This window comes from Pseudomonas sp. LBUM1646, assembly GCF_059716165.1.
In genome coordinates this window covers 6,282,274-6,307,877 of sequence record NZ_CP166810.1, presented here as the reverse complement: position 1 = coordinate 6,307,877, position 25,604 = coordinate 6,282,274, and the positions used below count along the sequence as shown (strand labels likewise).

Here is a 25,604-nt window from a genome sequence, read left to right as displayed (position 1 = left end):
GAGCACTTCCAGAACAGAGAAGCGCTAATGCTAGCGGATAACAGGGGCTCAGCGCTTGTTCAGCTCGCCGTAGAGCTCCGGGCGGCGATCGAGCAAGTAGCGATTGGCTGCGCGGGAATCGACCATCAACTGCCGATCCAGTTCGCCGACAATCAGCGCTTCATCCAGGCCAGCCTGGGCGACACGGCTGCCATCCGGCGCGGCGATGCTGCTTTGGCCGCAATACTGGATGTCGCCTTCGTGGCCGCAGTAGTTGGCGTAAGCCACATAACACTGGTTTTCGAAGGCTCGGGCGCGGACGGTGACATCGGCGACAAAGTCGAAGGGAATCATGTTCGCCGTCGGCACCAGGATCAGCTCGGCACCGGCCAGGGCCAGGCGCCGGGCGTTTTCCGGGAACTCCATGTCGTAGCAGATCAGGAATCCAAGCTTCCAGCCATTCAACTCAACCAGCGGGAAATCGTCCCCGCCAGCGCTGAACATCGAATGATCAAGGTCGCCGAACAGGTGAGTCTTGCGGTAGTTGCACAAGCGCTCGCCATGGGCGTCGATCAACTGCACCGAGTTGTAGATCTGGCCGTCTTCGGTGCGCTCGGGGTAGCCATAAAGAATGGCAATCCCGGCCGTCTTGGCAATGCGCGCAATCTGCTGCGCCGACTCACCGTTGTGCACCTCGGCGAGGACGCTGACCGCGTCGACGCCGATGTTGTAGCCGGTCAGGAACATCTCGGGCAGTACCAGCAAGTCGGCGCCTTTGGCCTCCAGCGCCAGTTGATGCAGGCGTTGCAGATTGCCGGCGACATCCAGGGGCAGCGGTGGACATTGGTAAAGGGCTACGCGCATTTCAGATTCCTCTTACTCGGGCAGGGCGATCGGACCGATCTCGTTGAACACATCTCCTGGACCCGGGTTCTCGGCGTGAGTTTCACCGCCGAAGTGTTTCATGATGCCCCACACCGCGTTAAGCGAGGTCTGCACCGCGCCTTCAACCCAGGCCGGCGTCCACGAAACGTCGTCACCCGCGATGAAAATCCCGCGTTGCTCGGCCGGCATGTCGTCCTGCATGAAGTGCGCGTACATGCGCTGGTTGTAGCGATAGTGGCCGGGCAGGGCGCCTTTGAAAGCGCCGAGAAAATGCGGGTCGGATTCCCACGAAACAGTGATCGGATCGCCAATGATCCGCGCGGCGATATCGACTTTCGGGTAGATCTTTTTCAACGCATCCAATGCCAGCTTCACGCGTTTTTCCACCGGGTGCGGCAGCATTTTCAGCGCATCGCTCATCCACGAGTACGACAGGCAAATCACGCCCGGCTTGTCGTCGCCGTTGTCGAACAGGTAAGTGCCGCGGGTTAGACGATCGGTGAGGGTCATGCTCATCAGGTCGCGGCCGGTCTCTGGATCTTTGTCCTTCCAGAAAGGCCGGTCGACCATGACGAAGGTCTTCGACGATTGCATGTAGCGGGTGCGGTCCAGGGCCATCCACATCTTTTGCGAGAACAGGGTTTCGTCGCATTCGATCTGGGTGGTCAGCAGCCAGCTCTGGCAGGTGGTCAAGACAGCGGCGTATTCGCGGATATCACCATAATTATCGGTGACCGTGAAACGGCCATTCGGTGCGTGGGCGATTTTCTTTACGCCGGAGCGCGGGGCGCCACGGTGCAACGAACTGAGGCTGGTGCCTTGCGGCCAGTGCACGCAACGTTCCGGCACGTGACGCCAGATGCCCAGCGGCACTTGTTCGACGCCGCCGACCACCAGGTGTTGGTGATCGTCGCAGTTGGTCATTACCACGCGGAAGATTTCCAGCATCGAGTTCGGGAAGTCCGAGTCCCAACCGCCGGTGCCGAAACCGACCTGGCCAAACACTTCGCGGTGATGAAACGACAACTTGGCGAAGGCTTTGGAGGTGGCGACGAAATCGTAGAAAGTGCGGTCGTCCCACAGCGGCACGAGCGTGTTCCACAACTCTTTGAGGCGTGGCACATCGCGGTCGCGGATGGCTTGCTGGATCTCTTTGAAGCGTGAGCCGTCTTCCAGCGCATCGGCCCAGGCGTCAGCCACTTCCTGGAACAGTGCAGGAAGATCCGACAGTTTCTGTGCGTAATGGGTCTGGCCTTCCAGATCGATCACCGTGCTGCCCGACGCAGGCGTCAGCGGGTTCGGGAACGGTTTGGTTTCCAGGCCGAGTTTGTCGACGTAGTGATAAAACGCGGTGGACGACACCGGGAAACGCATGCCGCCGAGCTCAGCGACGATGCCTTCGGCGCCGTTGAACGCCTGGGAGCGCAGACGACCGCCCATTTTCGAGGCTTCATAGACGACGGGTTTGAGGCCCAGTTTCATCAGTTCGTAGGCCGCGACCAAACCGGCGATCCCGCCACCAACGATCGCCACTTCGGCACCGTGGTTGTGTTCGGGAATACTGCCCAGGCCGGCCGGGTGCTCGATCCAGTCGTCGAAGGCGAAAGGAAAGTCCGGACCGAAAATGGTGACTGGTTTTTTACCGTCTGCAGGATGGCGATTATTCTTGTTCATGGCTGACCTTGCTGGCGACCCGACGCGGGATGCGCGTCTGAGTATAGGAAAAGATGGCAGCCATTCTAGAGAGCGTAGAACACGTTAATAAGGCGCAATGTGTCGTCGTTTTGCCTGTTAACTGATCAATATGACGATCAATTGCTACACACCGTCCGCTAAACCGGCTGTCCCCGATCAATCTTGCTACTCAAGATGATCGAAGTCGTCGTCTTCTCCACCCCATCCACACTGCCAATCTGATCCAGCAACTGATCCAGTTGCTCCGGCGAGTCCGTGCGCAACCACGCCACATAATCAAATTCGCCACTCACCGCACACAACTGCTGAACCTGAGCCATCGCACTGAGCCGCCTCAACACTTCCTTGCCGGAGCGCGGCTGCACGGTGATCCCGACATACGCCTGCAACCCGCCATCCACCACGCGCTGACCCAGGCGCACGCCATAACCGGTAATCACCTTGGCCTTTTCCAGCCGTGCCAGCCGCGAAGTGACGGTGGTGCGCGCGATGCCCAATTGCCGGGCGAGCATGGCCACACTTTCACGGGCGTTGATCTGCAGGGCCGCGATTAATTGGCGGTCAATTTCGTCAAGCACGGGCGGGCGGGTGTCAGGCAAGGGTCGTCTCCAGCAACACAAATCGGTGGGTTGGCATGTTACAGCACGGTTTGCGCGGCGGAGGTTTGATCTGGCTTCAGTACCGTTCAGAACTTTTTTACCTGCGACAAATTGCCATAAGTAACTAGGTAGTACATCATTTCGCGCTTGTCACAAATGGGGAAAACTTCCGACATGAATAATTCTGGGGCTGCCGCCGGCAGCAAATGGTTGCTGTGGGGGCTAGGTGTTCTGATCGCCTTGATCGGGCTCGGCCTGGCCGGTGGCGGTGGTTACCTGATTGCGTTGGGCGGGAGTTGGTATTTCTTGCTGATGGGCCTGGCGATGCTGGTTTCCGGGCTGATGATTGCCCGCCGTAAGCCGCAGGGAGCGTGGCTGTACGCTCTGGCGCTGATTCTGACGGCGATCTGGGCGGTGTGGGACAGTGGTTTCGACTACTGGCCGTTGGTTTCGCGGGTGCTGACGTTTGCCGTGATTGGCTTGGTTGTCGCGCTGATTTACCCGACGCTGGTGCGTGCTTCCGGCGCTAATGCTGGCCGTGGCGCCTACGGTTTGGCAGGCATTCTGGGCATTGGCATCGTCGCCACGCTGGCCTACATGTTCGTGCCGACCCACGTGGTCAAGGCCAGCATCGAGCCCGCGGTCACCCCGGTAAAACCGGGTGCCGAACAGAAAGACTGGGCCCACTGGGGCAACACTACCGCCGGCAATCGCTTTGCCGCGCTGGACCAGATCAACAAAGGCAATATCGACAAATTGCAGGTGGCCTGGACTTTTCATACCGGCGACATCCCGCAAAGCACCGGCGCTGGCGCCGAAGACCAGAACACCCCACTGCAAATCGGTGACACGGTCTACACCTGCACCGCCTACGGCAAAGTCTTCGCCCTGGACGCCGACACCGGCACCCAGCGCTGGAAGTTCGACCCCCAAGGCACCGCGCCGAACTGGCAGCGCTGCCGTGGCCTGGGTTATTCCGAAACCTCTGTATCGTCGGATAACCAACCAACCGCCTGTACGAAACGTCTGTTTCTGCCGACCGGAGATGCCCGTCTGATCGCCATCAATGCTGAAACCGGCAAGCCGTGTGAAGACTTCGGCGACAAAGGCACCGTCGACCTGAAAACCGACATGGGCGAAGTCAAACCGGGCTACTACCAGCAAACCTCGACTCCGCTGGTCGCTGGCAACGTGGTGATCGTCGGTGGCCGCGTGGCCGATAACTACTCCACTGGCGAACCGCCAGGCGTGGTCCGTGCCTACGACGTGCGCAGCGGTGAACTGGCGTGGGCATGGGATCCGGGCAATCCGAATACCACCAAACGCCCGCCAGCCGGTGAGACCTATACCCGTGGCACGCCTAACGTCTGGTCGGCCATGTCCTACGACGCCAAACTGGGTCTTGTGTACCTGCCGACCGGCAATGCCACCCCGGACTTCTTCGGCGGCCAACGCACGGCCTTCGACGACAAGTGGAACTCGTCCATCGTCGCCATCGACGTGAAGACCGGTCAGGTGCGCTGGCACTTCCAGACCACCCACCACGATCTCTGGGACTTCGACCTGCCGGCGCAACCGCTGCTCTACGATGTGCCGGACGACAAGGGCGGTACTCAGCCAGCCTTGGCGCAAGTGACCAAACAGGGCGAGATCTTCCTGCTCAACCGCGAAACTGGCGTGCCGATAGCACGGGTCGAAGAACGCCCGGTGCCACAGGGCAACGTGCCCGGCGAACGCTATTCGCCGACCCAGCCGTTCTCGGTGGACATGCCGTCAATCGGTAACCAGACACTGGCCGAATCCGACATGTGGGGCGCCACGCCGTTTGACCAATTGATGTGCCGCATCCAGTTCAAGGGCATGCGCCACCAAGGCGTCTACACCCCGCCAGGTCTTGATCGCGCGCTGCAATTCCCGGGCTCCCTGGGCGGCATGAACTGGGGCAGCGTCTCGGTCGATCCGAACACCCATTACATGTTCGTCAACGACATGCGCCTGGGCCTGGCCAACTACATGATCCCGCGCAACAAAATCGCCGCGGGGGCCAGCGGTATCGAAATGGGCGTCGTGCCACAAGAAGGCACCCCGTTCGGCGCGATGCGCGAACGCTTCCTCTCAGCGGCGGGCATTCCTTGCCAGAAACCACCGTTTGGCACCATGTCCGCCATCGACCTCAAGACCCACAAACTGATGTGGCAGGTTCCGGTAGGCACCGTGCAGGACACGGGGCCGCTGGGTATCCGCATGCACTTGCAGATTCCGATTGGCATGCCGACGCTGGGGGCTTCGCTGGCGACTCAGTCGGGGTTGTTGTTCTTTGCCGGGACTCAGGATTTCTATCTGCGTGCTTTTGATACGGGTAATGGCAATGAGATCTGGAAGTCGCGGTTGCCGGTGGGGAGTCAGTCGGGGCCGATGACATATGTTTCGCCGAAAACTGGCAAGCAGTACATTTTGCTGACGGTGGGTGGGGCGCGGCAGTCGCCGGATCGTGGGGATTATGTGATTGCGTATGCGTTGCCTGAGTAAGGGTTGAATGGCGGGTGAATAAAAAAGCCCGGAATTTTTTGCCGGGCTTTAAATTAGAACTACCAAGTTCAAGCGTGAACGAGCCCCATGAAAGACAGGACACCGTTTCCCTCTTACGATAAGGGATAGGCAAACGGTTATGTTTATGACTAACAGCAACGATAAGAGTGGTGAGCTTTTGGGTCAGGAGCGGCGACGCCGCTGGAGCCCGGAGCAAAAACTGGCCATGGTTCGCGAGAGCCTTGAGCCAGGGCAAAGTGTGTCGGTCGTCGCTCGGCGCAACGGCATCAATGCCAACCAGTTATTCCTGTGGCGCAAGCTGTATCAGGACGGCAGCCTGTCGGCGGTCAGTGCTGGCGAAGCCGTGGTGCCGGCCTCCGAGCTGAGCGATGCGCTCAAGCAGATCCGTGAGCTGCAACGGATGCTGGGCAAGAAAACGATGGAAGCCGAAATCCTCAAAGAGGCCGTGGAGATCGCCCGGTCGCGAAAATGGATTGCGCACTCACCCTTGTTGCCGGGGGACGACCAGTGAAGCTGGTCAGCGAATGTCTCGGTGTGGCGCGCTCGCAATTAACGGTTCGAATCAAGCAATCGGTATCGCCCAAAGTACGGCGAAGCAGGCCTGTGAACGATGTAGAGCTGGTCGCTGAAATCCAGCAAGAGGTCAGCGAACTGCCCAGCTATGGATACCGTCGCGTCTGGGGACTGCTGCGTCGTGCACGTGAAAAGCGGTCGCTGCCCGCGATCAACGTGAAACGGGTTTACCGGGTCATGCGTGATCACAATCTGCTGCTTGAACGCCGGATCAAACAGCCCGGCGTGCCGCGTCGGCACGAAGGCCGTATTGCGGTGGAAACCAGCGATACGCGTTGGTGCTCGGACGGCTTTGAGTTCCGCTGCGAGGACGGCGCCAAACTGAGCGTAACCTTCGCCCTGGATTGCTGTGATCGCGAAGCCATCGGCTGGGTCGCGAGCCCGACCGGGTACAGCGGCGATGATATCCGCGACTTGATGCTGGAAAGCGTGGAGAAGCGTTTTGGTGATCAACTGCCCGCCACCCCAGTTCAATGGCTAAGCGACAACGGCTCGGCGTACACCGCCGAACAGACACGCCTGTTTGCTCGACAGATCGGCTTGCAGCCGGTGACCACCCCGGTACGCAGCCCGCAGAGCAACGGCATGGCCGAGAGCTTCGTGAAGACGATCAAGCGAGATTACGTGGCGCACATGCCCAAGCCAGATCGAGAAACGGCGTTGCGTAACCTGGCAATTGCCTTCGAGCACTACAACGAGCAGCATCCGCACAGCGCCTTGAACTATCGCTCACCGAGGGAGTTCAGGCGCTTGGCGGCAGCATTAATTTAACAGGGAGTTGGTGTCCGGTTTTGTAGGGGCAAGTCCAAAGCGCATGCTTTGCCCTGACTGTGCCATTCACCTTCAAACTTCAGATTCAGTTTGTAGAGTTCGTGGTCCAATTTGTTGATGGTGTTAATAGCCGCCATCAGATCCGCTTCACCGAATTTGGCTTCAAGATAAAGGCCACGCAAATACCGGTCATTTACCATCGGGATTTTGTCGGTTTTTTCCCATATCGCTACGGCTTGGCTCGTCAAACCAACGATTTCTGCGAGGCTTTCCTGGGACAACCCAAGCTCTTTTCTCAGAAATCTAAACTCAGCGCCTGTCAGCACTGAAGGTTTCCCGGCGATTGCCCTGCCGATAACGTCATGTAGCCCTTTCACATCCGTAATTGCTACAGACTCGCCATAGACGGTCTCTTTCACCACGAAGCCATTGCTAAGCCAAACGTTCGATAGGCCGCTTTCTACGTATGGGTGCAAAATTCACCCCTTCTTTTTTGTCTTTAACTTTAGTGCGCTGGCAAGTCGAGGTGAACTGTCTTTGGGTAATTCAGATGTTTCTGACAGAAAAGGCGTTTGGAAAAACCAGAACACCAGACACGAAAAAGCCGCGTATTTACGCGGCTTTTTTGTTTGGTGGGCCCACACGGACTTGAACCGTGGACCAAAGGATTATGAGTCCTCTGCTCTAACCAACTGAGCTATAGGCCCTCAGTAGGCCGCGGATTATAGCGACGGTTTCTCGGCTGTGCTATCCGAAAAATCCGATACGGCTATACGAAGAAACGTCGCGGCGAATTCTTCGGGCGGTAATGGCAGGCTGACGATGTAGCCCTGGATCTGTTCACAGCCTTCGAGGGCGAGGAATTCTTGCTGGGCCTGGGTTTCGACGCCTTCGGCGATGATGGTGAATTGCATGCTGCGGCCTAGGGCGATGATGGCCCGGACAATGGCCGCGTCGTGGGGGTCATCCGGCAGTCCGCGGACGAAAGATTGGTCGATCTTGAGGATATCCAGGGGTAAGCGCTTGAGGTAGCTCAGGGACGAATAGCCGGTGCCGAAGTCGTCGATCGCCAGTTGCACGCCCAAGTGTTTGAGTTGGTGCAGCACCGCCAACGCCTCTTCCGCCTGGCTCATGATGAAGTTTTCGGTAATTTCCAGTTGCAGAAAGCCGGGCTTGAGGCGGTTGTCCTTGAGCAGTTGTTCGATGCGACCGAGCAGGTTCGGCTGGCGCAGTTGCGCGCCCGCGAGGTTGACCGACAGTGGGCCGAGGCTCTCGTAGAGCTGATTCCATTCGAACATTTGCCGGCACGCGGTCTCGAGTACCCAATCGCCGATCTGCAGGATCATGCCGTTTTCTTCGGCCAGGGGAATGAAGTGCTCAGGGGGCACGTCGCCGAAGGTCGGGTGACGCCAGCGAATCAGCGCTTCGGCGCCCACCAGGCGATGGTCGTCGAGGCTGATTTTCGGTTGGTAGTAGAGGTGCAGCTCATTACGCTCGATGGCGCGCCGCAGTTCGTGCTCCAGTGCCACGCGTTCGCTGGCCTGGGCGGTGAGGTCGCGGGTGTAGCTTTCGACCCGGTTACGGCCCTTGGCCTTGGAGCGGTACATCGCCGCGTCAGCGTTCTTGACCAGTGTGGCGACGTCGCAGCCGTCCTTGGGATACAAGCTGGTGCCGATGCTGGCGCTGATGAAGAACTCGTGTTCGCCGGCCTGGAATGGCGCGGCGAAGCAGTTGAGCAGTTTGGTCGCGATGTGGTCGGCATCGCTGGCTTGTTGCAGACCGGGCAGCAGGATGATGAACTCGTCGCCGCCCAGGCGCGCGACGGTGTCGATGTCTCGCAGCTGCTCCTTGAGGCGCACGGCGATGCCTTTGAGCAACAGGTCGCCGACCGGGTGACCGAGGCTGTCGTTGATGTGCTTGAAGCGGTCGAGGTCGAGGAATAACACCGCGCCCTGGCCACCGTTTTCCTGTTGGTTGTTGAGCGCGGTCAGCAGTCGACTTTCGAACAACGTGCGATTCGGCAAGCCGGTGAGCGGGTCGTGGTGGGCCTGGTAGTCGAGCTTGGCCTGGGCGTGCTTGAGGCTGGAAATATCGGCGAACACCGCGACAAAATGGGTGATGAACTTGTCGCGGTTGCGCACGGCGCTGATAGTCAGCCAGCTCGGGTACAGCTCGCCGTTCTTGCGCCGGTTGGAGATCTCGCCTTGCCAATGGCCTTCATCGGTCAGCTGATGCCACATCGCCGCATAGAAGGCGCTGTCATGCAGGCCCGAGGCGAGCAGGCGAGGGGTGTGGCCCAAGGCTTCGCTCTCGCTGTAGCCGGTTATTTCGGTAAACGCGCGGTTGACCGCGCTGATGTGTTGTTGGGTGTCGGTGATCAATACGCCTTCGGCGGTGCTCTCGAACACGGTGGCGGCCTGTTGCAGTTTTTCCTGCATCAGGTGCCGCTCGGTGATGTCCCGGGCGATGGTCAGCATGCAGTCTTCGTCGCCGATCGGCAGCGGACGACTAGACACTTCGCAGAGACGGATTTGCCCATCGTTGCGGCGGATGTGGCAGCTGAAGTCCCGGACGAAGCCGTCCCGCGCCAGCAGGTCGAGCATCTGCTTGCGTTCGTTCAAATTGACCCAGATGCCCAAGTCCAGCGTCGAGCGGTCCACCGACATCGCACTGTTGAAGCCTGTAATGCGGCTGAAGCCCTCGTTGACCTCCAGCAGCAGGCCATCGCTCTGGCGGGACAGCAGCAAGCCGTCAGGGGACGCGTGGAAGGCCTTGGCGAATTTCTCTTCGGAGGTTTGCAGCTGTTGCTGGGTTTCCTTGAGCTGGCTGATGTCCCGCACCACAACCACGAGCGCGGGGGTTGTATCGAGCTCGAACGGCTCAGCAGAAATCAGGCCGGTGAACACTTGGCCGTTGTTGCGGCGAAAGGGCATCTCCAGATTGCGGATGCTGCCGGCTTGCAACCGTTGCAACAAGCCCGGCCCCACGCCTGGGATGCCCCAGATGTTCAAATCGGTGGCGGTCTGGCCGACGACGTCACTGGCCTTGAGGCCAATCTGTTCTTCAAACGCTTCGTTGACTTCCAGCAGACAACCGTCGGACAGCCGTGCGATCACCAGGATGTCGGGACATTGCTGGAACACTGACGCGAATTTCTGTTCCGACAGGCGCAACGCCTCTTCGGTGCGCTTGGCGTCGCTGATGTCGATCATCAACCCGCGCAGCACCGGTTCATGGCCGTGCTCGATCAGGCTGACGATATCGCGCACCCACAGACAGCGGCCATCGGCCGTGATGACCCGGTAATCGACGCTGTGATCGCGCCCGGCCAGCACTTCGTGATCGCAGAAGGTCTGGGCGCGAGTCAGGTCCGCAGGGTGGATGATGTTGCGCCAGAACCCCGGAATCAGCCAATGGGACAGGGGATAGCCGAGCAGGTCTTCAGCGTGAGGCGATACATAGCTGTAGGTGAAATCGCTGATCCGCGCTTCCCAGGCAATGGCCGACAGACTCTCCACCAGCCCGCGATAGTGGTACTCGCTGCTGCGCAGTTCCTGTTCCAGGTCGACCCGCCGGGCAATTTCCGAGCTCAATCGACGGTTGATCCGGATGACCACCGCCAGCACGATGATCAGTACCAGCAAGCCTGGCAGGCCATACACCAGCAAGTCGGACCAGAAAGTCCGATGATCGAGGACGTTCCCGACCCAATGTTCCTGAATAGCGCGGATTTCACTGGGGCTCATGTCCGCCAGGACTTTGTCGATGATGCCCACGAGCACTTTGTTTTTCGGCGGCACCGCCATTGCCAATTGATAGCGATAGGGCGTCTCGCCGCTGACGTACAGCCCGTCGAGCTTGAGCTGACGCAGGCTCCAGACGCTGGAGGCGAGATCGCCGACCACGGCGTCCACTTCATCGGTGGCCAGCGCCTGCAACGCTGAGCTGACGTTGGGCATCGCCACCAGGTTCAGGTCCGGATGGTGAGTTCGCAGCAGCTCATGGGGGGCGTAGTTTTCCACTACGGCGATTTTCAGGCCGTACAAGTCCTCGATTTTGCGCGGCTGGGCACCCCCGACATGGGCAAGGATGACAATCGGAAAATCCAGGTAGGGGCGGGTGAACGACAGGTAAGTCTGGCGTTCCGGGGTCGACATGATGCCCGGCAACAGGTCCAGCTTGCCCTGTTTGACCTGTTCCAGGACCACTGTCCAACTGACTGGCTCGATAGGGGTGAGCTTGATGTCCAGGCGTTGGCGGATCACGTTGATGTAGTCCGCGGCCAGGCCCTGATAACGGGCCTGTTCGTCGCGAAACTCAAAAGGTGGCCAGGACGCGTCGACGCCCAGACGCAAGTCCGGGTGAGCCGCCAGCCAGCTACGTTCTTCGTCGGTCAGAGTCAGCGCGCCAGCCGTTGCGGTCCAGGTCATCAGCGACAGCAAAAAAAGCACGGTCGGCAATCTGGGCATAACGGTCTCGTTATGGCTCGGGGGAATGTTTCGAGTGTAGACGGGCAATTCGGCGGGCGGGTATTGCGGGGGATTTAATCTGCATAAAGCAAAACCCCCGGCCTGGGCCGGGGGTTCTGTGATCACTCGTCGAGGAAAGAGCGCAAATGCTCGCTTCTCGTCGGGTGGCGCAGCTTGCGCAGCGCCTTGGCTTCGATCTGACGAATCCGTTCACGGGTCACGTCGAACTGCTTACCAACCTCCTCGAGGGTGTGGTCAGTATTCATGTCGATACCGAAGCGCATGCGCAGAACCTTGGCTTCACGGGCAGTGAGGCCGGAGAGAACTTCGCGAGTCGCTTCTTTAAGGCTCTCAACGGTAGCAACATCGATTGGCGACTGCATGGTCGAGTCTTCGATGAAGTCACCCAAATGGGAGTCTTCGTCATCACCGATCGGGGTTTCCATGGAGATCGGCTCTTTAGCGATCTTCAATACCTTGCGGATCTTGTCCTCAGGCATTTCCATGCGTTCGCCCAGCTCTTCCGGGGTCGGTTCGCGACCCATTTCCTGCAACATCTGCCGGGAAATACGGTTGAGCTTGTTGATCGTCTCGATCATGTGCACCGGAATACGGATGGTGCGGGCCTGGTCGGCGATCGAGCGAGTGATCGCCTGACGGATCCACCAGGTGGCATAAGTCGAGAATTTGTAGCCGCGGCGGTATTCGAACTTGTCTACCGCTTTCATCAAGCCAATGTTGCCTTCCTGGATCAGATCGAGGAATTGCAGGCCACGGTTGGTGTACTTCTTGGCGATGGAGATCACCAGACGCAAGTTCGCTTCAACCATCTCTTTCTTCGCGCGGCGGGCCTTGGCCTCACCGATCGACATGCGACGGTTGATGTCCTTGATCTCGGCGATCGTCAAACCGGTTTCGGTTTGCAGCGCGATCAGCTTCTGCTGGCAGCGAAGGATGTCCGGTTGCAGGCGACCAATGGCTTCGGCGTATTTGCCTTTGCCTTTGGCCAAGCCGTCGGACCAGCTTTCGTCGACTTCGTTGCCCGGGAACTGGCGCAGGAAGTCGGCACGCGGCATGCGCGCATCACGAACGCAGAGCTGCATGATCGCGCGCTCTTGCTGACGCAGACGATCCAGGGCGCTGCGAACACGCTCGACCAGGCCTTCGAATTGCTTCGGCACCAGTTTGATCGGCATGAACAGCTCAGCCAGCAGCACCAGTTCGGCAATCGTCGCCTTGTTGCCACGACCATGCTTCTTCAGCGCCTTGCGGGTGATTTCCATCTGATCGGAGACAGCGCCAAAACGCTGTGCTGCGATGACCGGATCCGGACCGCTTTCGGCTTCTTCTTCGTCGTCGGTGCTGGCTTCAGCTTCGTCGTCGTCGGTTTCGTCATCCGCTTTCACGGCTTTCGGATCGACAGGCGGCGGTATTTCGGCTGCAGGCGGCGCAATGCCGTCGTCCGGGTCGATATAACCGCTCAGGACGTCGGACAGGCGGCCACCTTCGGTGGTGACGCGAGTGTATTCGGACAGAATGTGGTCAACCGTGCCAGGGAAGTGCGCAATTGCGCCCATCACTTCGCGGATGCCCTCTTCAATACGCTTGGCGATTTCAATTTCGCCTTCACGAGTGAGGAGCTCTACCGTACCCATTTCACGCATGTACATGCGCACTGGGTCGGTGGTGCGACCAATGTCGGTCTCGACCGCTGCCAACGCTGCTGCTGCCTCTTCGGCCGCGGCTTCGTCAGTATCGGCGTCGGCCAGCATAAGGGAATCCTTATCTGGCGCAACCTCGAATACGTTGATCCCCATGTCGTTGATCATGCGGATGATGTCTTCCACCTGTTCCGGATCTGAAATATCCTCCGGCAGGTGGTCGTTGACCTCCGCGTAAGTCAGGTAACCCTGCTCACGACCAAGTGTGATCAACTCTTTGATACGAGACTGCTGTTGCGCTTTTCCGGACATAACACCCTATCCACTGAAGGTCTTGGCGGGCAAAAAACAAGCCGAGGATTATACCTGAGCTATGACCTCACGCGCCAGTTGAGGTCGGGGTTGATACAGCCATATTGCGTTTTAATAGGTCGCGCATCTGATTTGCGATCTGATTTGCTTCCTCCGCGGTCAGTCCTGGCTGCCTTGCTTTCCTGATTAGTACTTCCAGGCTATCCGTGTGTTGCGTTGCCGATAACCTAGTAATGGTGTCTAAAAACTGTTGTTCAAGGTTGTCACCGTCAATCAGCCATTCCTTTTCGGCTAACGCCTTGAGCAAACGCCCCTGTTCGGTCCCGTGCCATCGGGCCATTAACTGGATTGAGTTTAGCTTAGGATTTTTTTGCACGGCCCCGATCAGGGCCACCAACAACTGCGCGTAGGTATTGCTCTCATTGGCGAAATGGTCGGCGGTTTCTACCTTGCCAGCCAAGTCCGGGTGATGAATGAGCGTACGCAGTGCAATCAAGGTCGGGGCTTCCACCGCAATCGGTGTGCGTGGCGCGCTCGGTTGATCGCGATCGCCGCCACGCTTGCCATTCTTGTCCCAGGGTTTCTTGTCCCACTTCTTGCCGCCGGCGCCGGGTTTCTTCGGCGTCCATTCCTGCTGCGGCGCGTACGTTTCTTGTGTCTGCGGCTGATGGTAGTCGCTGTAATCCGGCATGGCGTCGTAATCGATGCCCGGATCGTAGGCGGGTGGCGCTTCCTGAGGAGCGCTTTGCACCAGTTGGCTCATGGCTTCGCCAGTCAGGCCGGTGATTTCGGTCAGCCGCTGGCGCATCAGGATGCGCAGGTTGGCCCCCGGGACTTTATCGATCAGCGGTGCCGCGAGGGTGGCCATGTGGGCCTTGCCTTCGAGCGAGCGCGGGTCCGATTCCTCGGTCAGTTGCTGAAAGAAATAATCGGCCAGCGGCTGAGCGTGCTGATTGATCCGTGCGCGGAAGGCGTCAGTGCCCTCGGAGCGGACCAGCGTATCCGGGTCTTCGCCCTCGGGCAGGAACAGGAAACGAGCTCGCCGACCATCCTGCAGGCATGGCAACGCCGCTTCCAGTGCTCGCCAGGCAGCATTTCGACCAGCCTGGTCGCCATCGAAACAGAACAATACGTTGGGCACGACGCGAAACAGTCGCTTCAAGTGTTCTTCGCTGGTAGCGGTGCCCAGGGTCGCGACGGCATTGCGCAGGCCTTGCTGGGCGAGGGCGATGACGTCCATGTAGCCTTCGACGACAATGATTTCGTCGAGGTTGCGGTTGTTCTTGCGCGCTTCATAAAGGCCGTAAAGCTCTTGGCCTTTATGAAATACCGGGGTTTCCGGTGAGTTCAGGTATTTCGGCTTGTCATCGCCCAGGACGCGGCCACCGAAGGCAATGATGCGCCCGCGGCTGTCACGGATCGGGAACATCACGCGATCGCGGAAGCGGTCATAGCGTTTGCCGGTTTCGGCGTTCTCGATCAGCAGGCCGGCATCGACCATGGCTTTCTGTTGCAGGGTGTCGCTGCTCAAGTGCTTGAACAGATTGTCCCAGCCGGGCGGGGCGAAACCGAGGCCGAAGTCCCGGGCGATTTCGCCGGTCAGGCCGCGGCCTTTCAAGTAATCCACGGCGGCTTTGCGCGATGGATGGCTTTTCAGGGCCTGCCGGTAGAAGTCGGCGGCGGCGGTGAGCAGCGGGTACAGCGGCGAATCGGTCGGCTGCCGCGGTTTATGCGGGCGGCCGCTTTCTTCGCGGGGTATTTCCATGCCGGCGGCTTTGGCCAGTTCTTCGACAGCCTGGACGAAATCCAGGTTGTCGTGGTCCATCATGAAGCCGAGGGCGTTGCCGCCAGCGCCGCAGCCGAAGCAGTAATAGAACTGTTTGTCGGGGCTGACGCTGAACGACGGGGTTTTCTCTTTGTGGAACGGGCAGCAGGCGGTGTAGTTCTTGCCGGCTTTTTTCATTTGCAGGCGCGAGCTGACCACATCGACGATGTCGGTGCGGTTCAGAAGGTCGTCAATGAAGCTCTGGGGAATTAGCCCGGCCATGGCGTTCTCGTCATCTGAAATGGACCCAAAACAAAGGCTGGCGAACGCGGGTCATTGTTTGAGGCGCGCAAAATGTGCGGCTCGACCGGTGTCGTCTGCGTAATCGCTATCGGGAAGTGTATCTGCCGAAAATCCACTGACGTTAGTACCAATCAGTATTCGACTATTTGAAAGTGTTGCGCTGAAATCCGCTGCGGCCAGTCGATGGCCTCGGATAGCTCATAAGCGGGCACGCAAGAAGGTACCTTGGGCTGATCGTCGTGAGAGGAATCAGTGGGTGTGCTCGTCAGTAGCCTTGGAAGGCTCGTCAGAAAAGACGTGCACCGCTGGCAAAAGAGCCAGGTCTGACGCTGTGAAGCAGGTTTGTCTCGGTCGCGTCTGCGGCGTTGACGGTGAAGCATCAAGCGTTTTACGCAAATGCCATAAGCCCGGCTGAGGGCCGGGCTTGGCAGAAGCTTGCTACGAACGTCTGTGTATTAGTACAGACGAACGGCGCGGCGCTGTTCGCGCTGTACTTTCTTGGCGTGACGCTTAACAGCGGCTGCTGCTTTACGCTTACGCTCAGAAGTTGGCTTCTCGTAAAATTCGCGGCTACGAACTTCAGCCAGTACACCGGCTTTTTCGCAGGAGCGCTTGAAACGACGCAGAGCTACGTCGAAGGGTTCGTTCTCTTTTACTTTGACGGCTGGCATCCAGAGCTACCTTCATTCATTACCGGGGTCAACATCCTCGCGGCAAAAGAGCACTTGAAGACGTCGGTTTTTAAGGGTTGCGGATGTTAACTCCTCATCGACCGGAATGCAAAGCCTCTGATCGAAAACCGCTAGTCGGGGCATCCTATGGCGACTATTATGCGCGCCTTCGAATTCAGCCTAAACAAGGCGCAAACCCATGCTAGTACTGGGATTAGAAACCTCCTGCGACGAAACCGGTGTCGCATTATATGACAGTGAACGCGGCCTGCTGGCCGACGCGCTGTTCAGCCAGATCGACCTGCATCGCGCCTATGGCGGTGTGGTGCCGGAGCTGGCCTCGCGTGATCACGTCAAACGCATGCTGCCCTTGATCCGTCAGGTGTTGGCCGAGGCCGGCTGCGTGCCGACCGAGATCGACGCCATCGCTTACACCGCGGGTCCCGGCCTGGTTGGCGCGCTGTTGGTAGGCGCTTCCTGCGCCCAGGCGCTGGCCTTTGCCTGGGGCATTCCGGCCTTGGGCGTGCACCACATGGAAGGTCATTTGCTGGCGCCGATGCTGGAACCACAACCGCCGGAATTCCCGTTCGTCGCTTTGTTGGTGTCGGGCGGTCATACGCAGCTGGTTCAGGTCGACGGGATCGGCCAATACACGTTGTTGGGCGAGACCCTCGACGATGCCGCCGGTGAAGCCTTCGACAAGACTGCGAAGATGATGGGCCTCAATTATCCGGGCGGCCCGGAGATCGCGCGTCTGGCGGAGCAAGGTGTGGCGGGGCGATTCACGTTCCCGCGGCCGATGTGCGACCGTCCGGGCCTGGCCTTCAGCTTCAGCGGCTTGAAAACCTCCGCCCTGAACACCTGGCAGCAATGCGTCAGCGCCGGGGACGACGGTGAGCAAGCCCGTTGCGACATCTCGCTGGCGTTCCAGCAGGCCGTGGTGGAGACTTTGACCATCAAGTGCAAGCGAGCCCTGAAAGCGGCGGACATGAAGCGTCTGGTGATCGCTGGGGGCGTCAGCGCCAACAAGGCACTGCGGACTTCGCTGGAAAAAATGCTCGGGGACATGAAGGGCGAGGTGTTTTATGCCCGTCCCGAGTTCTGCACCGACAACGGCGCGATGATTGCGTTTGCCGGCTGTCAACGTTTGCAGGCCGGTCAACACGAAAGCCTGGCGATCAGCGTGCAGGCGCGCTGGCCGATGGAGCAATTGTCGGCGCTGTGATGAGCCGCGCTCATGTCCGGTATTTAAAAATGCCGTTCGCGCCCGGCAAACAGGTCGCGTAGATTGCCGCGATGACGCCAGACGATCAGTGCCGTGAGTGCGCTCATGGGCAGCAGTGCCGCCGGCTCTTGCCAGGCGAGCAATGGCAGGGTCAGCGGTGTGGCGATCAGCGCCGCCAGTGAGCTGGTGCGGGTCAGGTAGAACGTCAGCAGCCAGGCACAGACCGCCAGCAAGGCAGCAGGCGGGTAGAGGCCCAGCAGCATGCCGGCCGCGGTGGCGACACCCTTGCCGCCGCGAAAGCGGAAGTACAGCGGGAACAGGTGACCGATGACGGCACACACGCCGATCCAGGCCTGTTCTTGCAGCGAAAGACCGGCACCACCGGCGATCAGCACAGGCAACAAGCCTTTGCACAAGTCGCCGAGCAACGTCAGGACGGCGAGTTTCTTGCCGACCAGGCGCAACATGTTGGTGGCGCCGGCATTGCCAGAGCCACTCATTCGCGGATCGGGGTTACCGGTCAGGCGGCTGAGCAAAATGGCGAAGGACAGAGAGCCGAGCAGGTAGGCGAGGGTCGCCAATAACCAAAACATGCTAACTATTCCGGGCGAGGACGCCCTGATTCTAACGGCGCATTGCGCCCTTGTCGTGCAGCGGAGAGAAGTGCTTGGACAGAGTGTTTATCGAGGGCCTGGAAGTCGACACCGTGATTGGTGCCTATGACTGGGAGCGAGGCATCCGACAGTGCCTGCGACTTGATCTGAGCTTCGCTTGGGACAATCGCCCGGCAGCGGCGGGTGATGACCTGACCCTGGCGCTCGACTACGCGAGCGTTTCGTCGCGGATCCAGGCGTTTGCCGAGCAGGCGCAGTTCCAGCTCGTCGAGACCTTTGCCGAACGTTTGGTTGAAGTCTTGATGAGCGAATTCAAGATCACCTGGATGCGCCTCAAGCTGACCAAGCCGGGCGCTGTCCCGGCGGCCACCGGTGGCGTCGGCGTGGAGATCGAGCGCGGATGTCGCTGACTCAGGTGTACCTCGGGCTCGGTAGTAATATCGAGCGTGAATCCCATTTGCAGGCTGGCCTGGAAGCCCTGGCGGGTTTTCTGGTGGATATCCGCTGCTCCGCGGTGTTTGAAAGCCAGCCGGTGGGGATCAAGAGCGGTCCGTTCTTCAATTTCGTGGTGTCGGCCTTCACCGACCTGCCGCTGATGGAGCTCGACCGTCGACTGAAATTCATCGAGGCGGACAACGGCCGTTATGCGCCGGACCGCAAGGGCTTGCCGCTGGATATTGACGTGCTGTTGTTCGGTGATCTGGTGGGCAACTTCGATGGCTTGATCCTGCCTCGGGCAGAAATCCTGAAAAACGCCTTTGTGCTGTGGCCGTTGTCGCTGATTGCGCCGGACCGAGTGCACCCGGGTGTAGGCAAAAGCTTTGCGACACTGTGGAGTGAAGCGCAGATTGATCAGGTGCTGGCGCCGGTGGCGTTTGAGTGGCGTGGGCAGCAGTTGACGCCTTCAGATTTGTTGTGAGGCAAAAAGATCGCAGCCTTCGGCAGCTCCTACAGAGGATTGATGTACACCCGTAGGAGCTGCCGAAGGCTGCGATCTTTTGATCTTGCTTACGTTTGTTCTTTGTAGGCCTTCAGCGCCTTAAGCCGCTCACGCGTTATCGCCTCGCCCAGCTCCGGTCCTTTGAACCCCTTCTCCAGCAACGGCTGCACCGCCACGCTCCGTGCCGCAGTCGCCGCCCCGCGCAAATAATCCGCCTGTGGATAACTTCTCTGCTCCAGGCCTTTACGCCCCCGAGCATCCATCTCGCACGCCGCAATAAACTCTTCAAATCGCTGCGGTCGACGGTACACATCAAAACTTTGCAGCAACTCCAGCAAGGTCGACGGTTTCAGCTCCAGCGCTCGATGCCCATGGGTGTGGTATTGGCCCACCAGCAACGCCAGTTCCTGACAGTCTTTCGGTGCCTTGAACCGTTCGCTCACCGCTTTGATCAGCTTCAAGCCCGTGTGCTCGTGAGCAATGTGCCGCGGCCAGTCTTCCTTGGGTGTCAGCCCTTTGCCCAGATCGTGCAGCAGGCAGGCCCAGCGCACGGTCAGCGGTTGTTTGTGCAGCGCAGCTTGTGCCAGCACGCTCAAGGTGTGTACGCCGGTATCGATTTCCGGGTGATGGACTTCGGGTTGCGGTACGCCGAACAGCGCGTCGACTTCCGGCATCAACACCTTCAGCGCATCGCACGCACGCAGGACTTCGATGAATACCTGTGGCTGATCTTCCATCAGGGCCCGAGAGATTTCTTTCCAGCTGCGTTCAGCCGTCAATGCTTCCAGTTCGCCTGAATCGCTGAGCTGGCGCATCAGTTCCAGGGTCTCGGGTGCGACGGTGAAGCCCAGCCCGGCATAGCGCGCGGCAAAGCGGGCAACACGCAGGACTCTGAGCGGATCTTCGGCGAACGCGGGGGAAACGTGGCGAAGCAGGCGTGCTTCAAGATCGCGCTGGCCGTGGTAAGGATCGGTCAGCGTTTGCTGATCGTCCTCGGCCATGGCATTGATCGTCAGGTCACGGCGGATCAAGTCTTCTTCGAGGGTAACTTCGGGGCTGGCGTGAAACGTGAAGCCGCCGTAACCGCGTCCGCTTTTGCGTTCGGTCCGGGCAAGGGCATATTCCTCACCGCTTTTGGGGTGAAGAAACACCGGGAAGTCCGAGCCCACCGGGCGAAAGCCCTTGGCGAGCATTTCTTCGGTGGTGGCGCCTACCACGACCCAGTCGATATCGGTGACAGGCTTGCCCAGCAGGCGATCGCGTACGGCGCCGCCAACTTTAAAAATCTGCATAAAAAACCTCCGTTAGCTCGACAGAATAACCGTTGCGTCGAACTTCCGGAGGCAGAAACCAAATCAAAGATGAATGACAGCCAGGTCAAGTCGACCGTAATCCCCCTCGGCGTGCTCACTTCTTGGCGGAACGTGATGGACTTTCATTACTTGATCGCCTTGCAGGGTTTCCAGGTGAATGTCGAAACCCCATAGCCGGTGCAGATGCTTGAGCACTTCTTCGGTGGACTCGCCCAACGGTTTACGGTCGTGTTGCTGGTGACGCAAAGTCAGGGAGCGGTCGCCGCGCCGATCGATGCTGTAGATCTGCACGTTGGGTTCGCGATTGCCCAGGTTGTACTGGGCGGCCAGGGTTTCACGGATGGTCCGGTAGCCGGGCTCATCGTGAATGGCCGGGACCAGTAAATCGTCCTTCTGGTCGTCATCAAGGATGCTGAACAGCTTCAGGTCGCGGATCACTTGTGGCGACAGATACTGCAGGATGAAACTCTCATCCTTGAAGCTGCTCATGGCGAACTTGATGGTCGGCAGCCAGTCGGTACCCGCGATGTCCGGGAACCAGCGGTAATCCTCTTCGGTGGGGTGTTCGCACATGCGCCGGATGTCTCGGTACATCGCAAAACCCAGCGCGTAGGGGTTGATGCCGCTGTAGTAGGGGCTGTCGAAACCCGGTTGCATCACCACACTGGTGTGGGACGTGAGGAATTCCATCATGAAGCCATCGGTGACCAGCCCTTCGTCATACAGGTCGTTCATCAGCGTGTAGTGCCAGAACGTCGCCCAGCCTTCGTTCATCACCTGGGTCTGGCGTTGCGGGTAGAAATACTGGGCGATCTTGCGCACGATCCGCACGATTTCCCGCTGCCACGGCTCCAGCAGCGGCGCGTGTTTTTCGATGAAGTACAGGATGTTTTCCTGGGGTTCGGCGGGGAAGCGTGCGTTGTCCTTGTCGCTGTACTTGTCCGCGCCTTTGGGAATGGTGCGCCACAGATCGTTGATCTGCTTCTGCAGATGCTCTTCACGATCCTTCTGCCGACGGCGTTCTTCTTCGGCGGAAATCGGATACGGGCGTTTGTAGCGGTCAACGCCGTAATTCATCAGGGCGTGGCAGGAATCGAGCAGGTCTTCTACCGCATCGATGCCATGGCGTTCCTCGCACTGCATGATGTATTGCTTGGCGAACACCAGGTAATCGATGATCGAACTGGCGTCGGTCCAGGTGCGGAACAGGTAATTGCCCTTGAAGAAGCTGTTGTGGCCATAGCACGCGTGAGCCACCACCAGCGCCTGCATGCAGATGGTGTTTTCTTCCATCAGGTAGGCAATACAAGGATCCGAATTGATCACGATCTCGTAGGCCAGACCCATCTGGCCGCGGGTGTAGGACTTCTCGGTGCTGAGGAAGTGCTTGCCGTAGGACCAATGGTGATAACCCAGCGGCATACCGACGGAGGCGTAGGCGTCCATCATCTGCTCGGCGGTGATCACTTCGATCTGGTTGGGGTAGGTATCCAGGGCATAACGAGCCGCCAGACGACTGATTTCCTTGTCGTAGGCCTGGATCAGCTCGAACGTCCATTCGGACCCGGTGGAAATGGGTTGGCGCTTCTGCTCTTTGGCGGTCATGTCACTAACCTGCGCTGGAAGAGTTCACGGAAGACCGGATAGATATCCCCGGCCGAGACCAGTTGCTGCTGGGCAAAAGTGTCAGAGAAGGCTTCGGCGATGCGTTCGTACTCGAACCACAGGGCCTGGTGTTCGCGCGGGGTGATCTCAACGTAAGTGTAGTACTGCACAAACGGCATGATCTGGTTGATCAGGATGTCGCGGCAGATCGGCGAGTCGTCGTTCCAGTTGTCGCCGTCGGAAGCCTGGGCGGCGTAGATGTTCCACTCGTTGCTCGGATAACGCTCGGCCATGATCTCCTGCATCAGTTTCAAAGCGCTGGAGACGATAGTGCCGCCGGTTTCCCGTGAGTAGAAGAACTCTTCCTCATCCACTTCCCGGGCGCTGGTGTGGTGGCGGATGAACACGACGTCAATCTTGTCGTAGTTACGCTTGAGAAACAGGTACAGCAGGATGAAGAAGCGCTTGGCGATGTCCTTGGTCGCCTGGGTCATCGAGCCGGACACGTCCATCAGGCAGAACATCACCGCTTTGGAGCTGGGGTTGGGCTGCTTGATGAGCAAGTTGTACTTGAGGTCGAAGGTGTCGAGGAACGGCACTCGGTGAATCCGCGCGCTGAGTTTCTCGATTTCTGCTTCGATTTCCTGAATATCACCGAAGTTATCCGGTTCCTCCCGTTTGAGTCGGGCCAGTTCCTCTTTGGCGTCACGTAGCCGCTTGCGGCTGCTGCCGGATAGGGCGATACGCCGGGCATGGGCCGAGCGCAGGGTGCGGATGATGTTGATCCGCGACGGGTTACCTTCGTTACTGATGCCGGCGCGAACTGTCTTGAAGGTGTCTGTGCCGGTCAGGTTGCGCTTGACCAGGTTTGGCAGTTCGAGGTCCTCGAACATGAATTCGAGAAATTCCTCCTGGGTGATCTGGAAGACGAACTCGTCCATGCCCTCGCCAGAGTTGCCGGCCTTGCCGGGGCCTCTGCCGCCGCCACCTCCGGGTGGCCGGGCAATGTGCTCGCCGCTGGTGAATTCTTTGTTGCCGGGGTGCACGACGGTCTGCTTGCCGCCGCGGCCGTGGTGAAGCACCGGTTCGTCGATGTCGCGACCGGGGATGCTGATCTGCTCGCCATGTTCCATATCGGTAATGGAACGCCGGCTGACCGCCTCTTCGACGGCCTTTTTGATGTGATCACGGTAGCGCCGCAGGAACCGCTGGCGGTTCACCGTGCTCTTGTTCTTGCCATTGAGACGTCGGTCGATCACATAGCTCATGACTGCTCCTTAGAAGCTGTCCTGAAAGGGGCGAGCGGTTATGCAGCATCGGACCGGTGCCAAGGGATGATCACGCTCCCCCAAGCGCTTTTGGATACTGCCTGAACCTCGTTACCGACTTTCGAACACCTTCCAGAGGTCTGTGTAACAGAAAAAACGTACACAGGCCTCTGGCTGACGACAACCGGTCTTACCGGCAGCGGGTTACTGTGATTTTCTGACCCGCAGATACCACTCGGACAGCAGTCGTACCTGTTTGTCGGTGTAGCCGCGCTCGACCATCCTTGTGACGAAGTCGTTGTGCTTCTGCTGGTCCTCTTTGCTGGCCTTGGCGTTGAAGCTGATGACCGGCAGCAGGTCCTCGGTGTTGGAGAACATTTTCTTCTCGATGACCACCCGCAGTTTTTCGTAGCTGAGCCAGGTTGGATTCTTGCCGTTGTTGTTGGCCCGGGCGCGCAGCACGAAGTTGACGATTTCGTTGCGGAAATCCTTCGGATTGCTGATGCCGGCCGGTTTTTCGATTTTCTCCAGTTCTTCGTTCAGCGCTACGCGGTTGAGGATCTCGCCGGTTTCCGGGTCGCGGTATTCCTGGTCCTGGATCCAGAAGTCGGCGTACAGCACGTAGCGATCGAAGATGTTCTGGCCGTACTCGCTGTAAGACTCGAGGTAGGCGGTCTGGATCTCCTTGCCGATGAATTCGATATAACGCGGCGCCAGGTATTCCTTGAGGAAGCGCAGGTAACGTTCGCGGGTCTCGGCCTGGAATTGCTCCTGTTCGATCTGTTGTTCCAGCACGTAGAGCAGGTGCACCGGGTTGGCGGCGATTTCGTGCGGGTCGAAGTTGAAGACTTTCGACAGGATCTTGAACGCGAACCGGGTCGACAGGCCGTTCATGCCTTCATCGACACCGGCGTTGTCGCGGTATTCCTGGATCGACTTGGCTTTCGGGTCGGTGTCCTTGAGGTTCTCGCCGTCATACACGCGCATCTTGGAGTAGATGTTCGAGTTTTCCGGCTCTTTGAGGCGCGAGAGCACGGTGAACTGGGCGAGCATTTTCAGGGTGTCGGGCGCGCAATGGGCCTTGGCCAGCGAACTGTTGAACAGCAGCTTGTCGTAGATCTTCACTTCGTCGCTGACCCGCAGGCAGTACGGCACTTTGACGATGTAGATCCGGTCGATGAACGCTTCGTTGTTCTTGTTGTTGCGGAAGGTGTGCCACTCCGATTCGTTGGAGTGCGCCAGCAGGATCCCGGTAAACGGAATCGCGCCCAGGCCTTCGGTACTGTTGTAGTTACCTTCCTGGGTGGCGGTCAGCAATGGGTGCAGCACCTTGATCGGCGCCTTGAACATTTCGACGAATTCCATCAGGCCTTGGTTGGCCCGGCACAGTGCGCCCGAGTAGCTGTAGGCGTCGGCGTCGTTTTGTGGGAATTCTTCCAGTTTGCGGATATCGACCTTACCCACCAGCGCCGAGATGTCCTGGTTGTTTTCATCGCCCGGTTCGGTTTTGGCCACGGCGATCTGATTGAGGATCGACGGATAGAGTTTCACCACCCGGAACTGGCTGATGTCACCGCCGAACTCGGCCAGGCGTTTGGTCGCCCATGGCGACATGATGGTGTTGACGTAGCGCCTCGGGATGCCGAAGTCTTCCTCGAGGATCGCGCCATCTTCAGTGGCGTTGAACAGACCCAGGGGCGATTCGAATACCGGGGAGCCCTTGATCGCGTAGAAGGGCACTTTCTCGATCAGCTGTTTGAGCTTTTCGGCCAGGGACGATTTACCGCCACCGACGGGACCGAGCAGGTAGAGAATTTGTTTCTTCTCTTCCAGGCCTTGGGCGGCATGGCGGAAATACGACACGATCTGGTCGATGCATTCTTCCATCCCGTGGAAGTCTTCAAAGGCCGGATAGCGGCGGATCACCTTGTTGGAAAAGATTCGCGACAGTCTCGAGTTGGCCGAGGTGTCGAGCAGCTCCGGTTCTCCGATGGCCAGCAGCAAGCGCTCGGCGGCGGAAACGTAGGCGCTGCGGTCCTTTTTACACAGCTCCAGGTACTCTTGCAGCGAGAGTTCTTCCTGGCGTGTGGACTCGAAGCGTTGTTGGAAGTGGCTAAAGATACTCATGACGTCACCTCGCTCGATACGTGGAGCCGACGCCGGATCACTCAGTCGATGCTGGCAGCAACCGAATAGTCAGTTGCTGTTTACCCCCCAGAACTCTTTCGCAGCTGACCGCCCCGAAAGCTACTCCCGATGACCCGCGCGCCGGTGTACCGGCTCTCCCCTGTTTTGGATGGCCTGCGCTTAAGGATAGTTGCTTATTCGGGAGGTAAAGGCGAGATGCGTAATTAGTTGTGGCAGACCGTTCGTCTGCCACCGCGCGAGCCCACGGGGGCCGGGGCT

At 59.0% G+C, this 25,604-nt stretch carries 18 protein-coding genes and 1 tRNA gene; 5 read left to right on the top strand and 14 right to left on the bottom strand.

The genetic code is table 11. The features are described 5' to 3' along the window. Positions 1-48: 48 nt before the first annotated feature. The 3 genes from ACA071_RS28820 to ACA071_RS28810 form a co-directional block, all read right to left on the bottom strand. Positions 49-843 carry a carbon-nitrogen hydrolase family protein gene (locus tag ACA071_RS28820; RefSeq protein WP_497642137.1) on the bottom strand — a complete coding sequence of 265 codons (795 nt, stop codon included), beginning with the start codon at positions 841-843 and terminating at the stop codon, positions 49-51. 12 nt (positions 844-855) lie between these two features. After that, entirely contained in the window at positions 856-2,538 is a 1,683-nt protein-coding gene (locus ACA071_RS28815; protein WP_497642136.1) for a flavin monoamine oxidase family protein, read from the bottom strand. Positions 2,539-2,696: 158 nt separating this feature from the next. Beyond that, positions 2,697-3,158 carry an Lrp/AsnC family transcriptional regulator gene (locus ACA071_RS28810; protein WP_007980298.1) on the bottom strand — a complete coding sequence of 154 codons (462 nt, stop codon included), beginning with the start codon at positions 3,156-3,158 and terminating at the stop codon, positions 2,697-2,699. A gap of 174 nt (positions 3,159-3,332) precedes the next feature. On the opposite strand from ACA071_RS28810, the gene ACA071_RS28805 reads away from it, so the two are divergent. Both ACA071_RS28805 and ACA071_RS28800 read left to right on the top strand, forming a co-directional pair. Further along, entirely contained in the window at positions 3,333-5,687 is a 2,355-nt protein-coding gene (locus tag ACA071_RS28805) for a glucose/quinate/shikimate family membrane-bound PQQ-dependent dehydrogenase (RefSeq protein ID WP_497642135.1), read from the top strand. Positions 5,688-5,832: 145 nt separating this feature from the next. Beyond that, positions 5,833-7,052 (top strand): IS3 family transposase gene (locus ACA071_RS28800; RefSeq protein ID WP_497642134.1). Its coding sequence is split into 2 segments (ribosomal slippage): positions 5,833-6,178 and positions 6,178-7,052, totalling 1,221 coding nucleotides; the frame shifts between segments, so codons are not numbered across the junction. On the opposite strand, the gene ACA071_RS28795 is transcribed toward ACA071_RS28800, so the two are convergent. The 6 genes from ACA071_RS28795 to rpsU all read right to left on the bottom strand — a co-directional run bounded on the left by ACA071_RS28795 (position 7,049) and on the right by rpsU (position 16,233). Then, positions 7,049-7,471, bottom strand: a complete 423-nt coding sequence (locus tag ACA071_RS28795; RefSeq protein ID WP_497642133.1) for a helix-turn-helix domain-containing protein — start codon at positions 7,469-7,471, stop codon at positions 7,049-7,051. The genes ACA071_RS28800 and ACA071_RS28795 overlap by 4 nt on opposite strands. A 211-nt stretch (positions 7,472-7,682) precedes the next feature. After that, a tRNA-Ile gene (locus ACA071_RS28790) sits at positions 7,683-7,759 on the bottom strand. A gap of 15 nt (positions 7,760-7,774) precedes the next feature. Then, the gene (locus ACA071_RS28785) at positions 7,775-11,521 is read right to left on the bottom strand and encodes an EAL domain-containing protein (RefSeq protein ID WP_497642132.1); all 3,747 of its coding nucleotides are present in this window, start codon (positions 11,519-11,521) and stop codon (positions 7,775-7,777) included. A gap of 122 nt (positions 11,522-11,643) precedes the next feature. Next, positions 11,644-13,494 carry an RNA polymerase sigma factor RpoD gene (gene rpoD, locus ACA071_RS28780; RefSeq protein WP_497642131.1) on the bottom strand — a complete coding sequence of 617 codons (1,851 nt, stop codon included), beginning with the start codon at positions 13,492-13,494 and terminating at the stop codon, positions 11,644-11,646. A 67-nt stretch (positions 13,495-13,561) separates the two neighbouring features. Then, entirely contained in the window at positions 13,562-15,541 is a 1,980-nt protein-coding gene (dnaG, locus tag ACA071_RS28775; protein ID WP_497642130.1) for a DNA primase, read from the bottom strand. 476 nt (positions 15,542-16,017) lie between these two features. Further along, entirely contained in the window at positions 16,018-16,233 is a 216-nt protein-coding gene (gene rpsU, locus ACA071_RS28770) for a 30S ribosomal protein S21 (RefSeq protein ID WP_002551877.1), read from the bottom strand. Positions 16,234-16,432: 199 nt separating this feature from the next. Here rpsU and tsaD point away from each other — a divergent pair, with 199 nt between their 5' ends. Continuing rightward, positions 16,433-17,458: a tRNA (adenosine(37)-N6)-threonylcarbamoyltransferase complex transferase subunit TsaD gene (tsaD, locus tag ACA071_RS28765; RefSeq protein ID WP_497642129.1), complete on the top strand. Its 1,026-nt coding sequence runs from the start codon at positions 16,433-16,435 to the stop codon at positions 17,456-17,458. 23 nt (positions 17,459-17,481) lie between these two features. Here tsaD and plsY read toward each other — a convergent pair whose 3' ends face one another. Further along, the gene (plsY, locus tag ACA071_RS28760; RefSeq protein ID WP_497642128.1) at positions 17,482-18,051 is read right to left on the bottom strand and encodes a glycerol-3-phosphate 1-O-acyltransferase PlsY; all 570 of its coding nucleotides are present in this window, start codon (positions 18,049-18,051) and stop codon (positions 17,482-17,484) included. A gap of 74 nt (positions 18,052-18,125) precedes the next feature. Between plsY and folB the strand changes: the two genes are divergently transcribed. Then, entirely contained in the window at positions 18,126-18,482 is a 357-nt protein-coding gene (folB, locus tag ACA071_RS28755; protein ID WP_008051601.1) for a dihydroneopterin aldolase, read from the top strand. After that, positions 18,473-18,991 (top strand): 2-amino-4-hydroxy-6-hydroxymethyldihydropteridine diphosphokinase, encoded by a 519-nt coding sequence (folK, locus tag ACA071_RS28750; protein ID WP_497642127.1) that lies wholly within the window; start codon positions 18,473-18,475, stop codon positions 18,989-18,991. The genes folB and folK overlap by 10 nt, the downstream gene beginning before the upstream one ends. 89 nt (positions 18,992-19,080) lie before the next feature. Here folK and ACA071_RS28745 read toward each other — a convergent pair whose 3' ends face one another. The 4 genes from ACA071_RS28745 to ACA071_RS28730 all read right to left on the bottom strand — a co-directional run bounded on the left by ACA071_RS28745 (position 19,081) and on the right by ACA071_RS28730 (position 25,325). Beyond that, positions 19,081-20,304: a multifunctional CCA addition/repair protein gene (locus ACA071_RS28745; RefSeq protein WP_497642126.1), complete on the bottom strand. Its 1,224-nt coding sequence runs from the start codon at positions 20,302-20,304 to the stop codon at positions 19,081-19,083. Between the two features lie 63 nt (positions 20,305-20,367). Next, entirely contained in the window at positions 20,368-21,930 is a 1,563-nt protein-coding gene (locus ACA071_RS28740) for a SpoVR family protein (protein ID WP_497642125.1), read from the bottom strand. Further along, positions 21,927-23,198 carry a YeaH/YhbH family protein gene (locus ACA071_RS28735; protein WP_123410543.1) on the bottom strand — a complete coding sequence of 424 codons (1,272 nt, stop codon included), beginning with the start codon at positions 23,196-23,198 and terminating at the stop codon, positions 21,927-21,929. The genes ACA071_RS28740 and ACA071_RS28735 overlap by 4 nt, the downstream gene beginning before the upstream one ends. Positions 23,199-23,402: 204 nt before the next feature. After that, positions 23,403-25,325 (bottom strand): PrkA family serine protein kinase, encoded by a 1,923-nt coding sequence (locus tag ACA071_RS28730; protein WP_054044143.1) that lies wholly within the window; start codon positions 25,323-25,325, stop codon positions 23,403-23,405. Positions 25,326-25,604 lie beyond the last annotated feature (279 nt).

Bases quoted from the DNA above. Each gene is read 5' to 3' on its own strand.
- folK (WP_497642127.1), top strand. From the start codon at position 18,473: ATGTCGCTGACTCAGGTGTACCTCGGGCTCGGTAGTAATATCGAGCGT.
- dnaG (WP_497642130.1), bottom strand. From the start codon at position 15,541: ATGGCCGGGCTAATTCCCCAGAGCTTCATTGACGACCTTCTGAACCGC.
- ACA071_RS28815 (WP_497642136.1), bottom strand. From the start codon at position 2,538: ATGAACAAGAATAATCGCCATCCTGCAGACGGTAAAAAACCAGTCACC.
- plsY (WP_497642128.1), bottom strand. From the start codon at position 18,051: ATGTTTTGGTTATTGGCGACCCTCGCCTACCTGCTCGGCTCTCTGTCC.
- ACA071_RS28805 (WP_497642135.1), top strand. From the start codon at position 3,333: ATGAATAATTCTGGGGCTGCCGCCGGCAGCAAATGGTTGCTGTGGGGG.
- ACA071_RS28785 (WP_497642132.1), bottom strand. From the start codon at position 11,521: ATGCCCAGATTGCCGACCGTGCTTTTTTTGCTGTCGCTGATGACCTGG.
- ACA071_RS28740 (WP_497642125.1), bottom strand. From the start codon at position 21,930: ATGACCGCCAAAGAGCAGAAGCGCCAACCCATTTCCACCGGGTCCGAA.
- tsaD (WP_497642129.1), top strand. From the start codon at position 16,433: ATGCTAGTACTGGGATTAGAAACCTCCTGCGACGAAACCGGTGTCGCA.
- ACA071_RS28735 (WP_123410543.1), bottom strand. From the start codon at position 23,198: ATGAGCTATGTGATCGACCGACGTCTCAATGGCAAGAACAAGAGCACG.
- rpoD (WP_497642131.1), bottom strand. From the start codon at position 13,494: ATGTCCGGAAAAGCGCAACAGCAGTCTCGTATCAAAGAGTTGATCACA.
- ACA071_RS28745 (WP_497642126.1), bottom strand. From the start codon at position 20,304: ATGCAGATTTTTAAAGTTGGCGGCGCCGTACGCGATCGCCTGCTGGGC.
- ACA071_RS28820 (WP_497642137.1), bottom strand. From the start codon at position 843: ATGCGCGTAGCCCTTTACCAATGTCCACCGCTGCCCCTGGATGTCGCC.
- rpsU (WP_002551877.1), bottom strand. From the start codon at position 16,233: ATGCCAGCCGTCAAAGTAAAAGAGAACGAACCCTTCGACGTAGCTCTG.
- ACA071_RS28730 (WP_054044143.1), bottom strand. From the start codon at position 25,325: ATGAGTATCTTTAGCCACTTCCAACAACGCTTCGAGTCCACACGCCAG.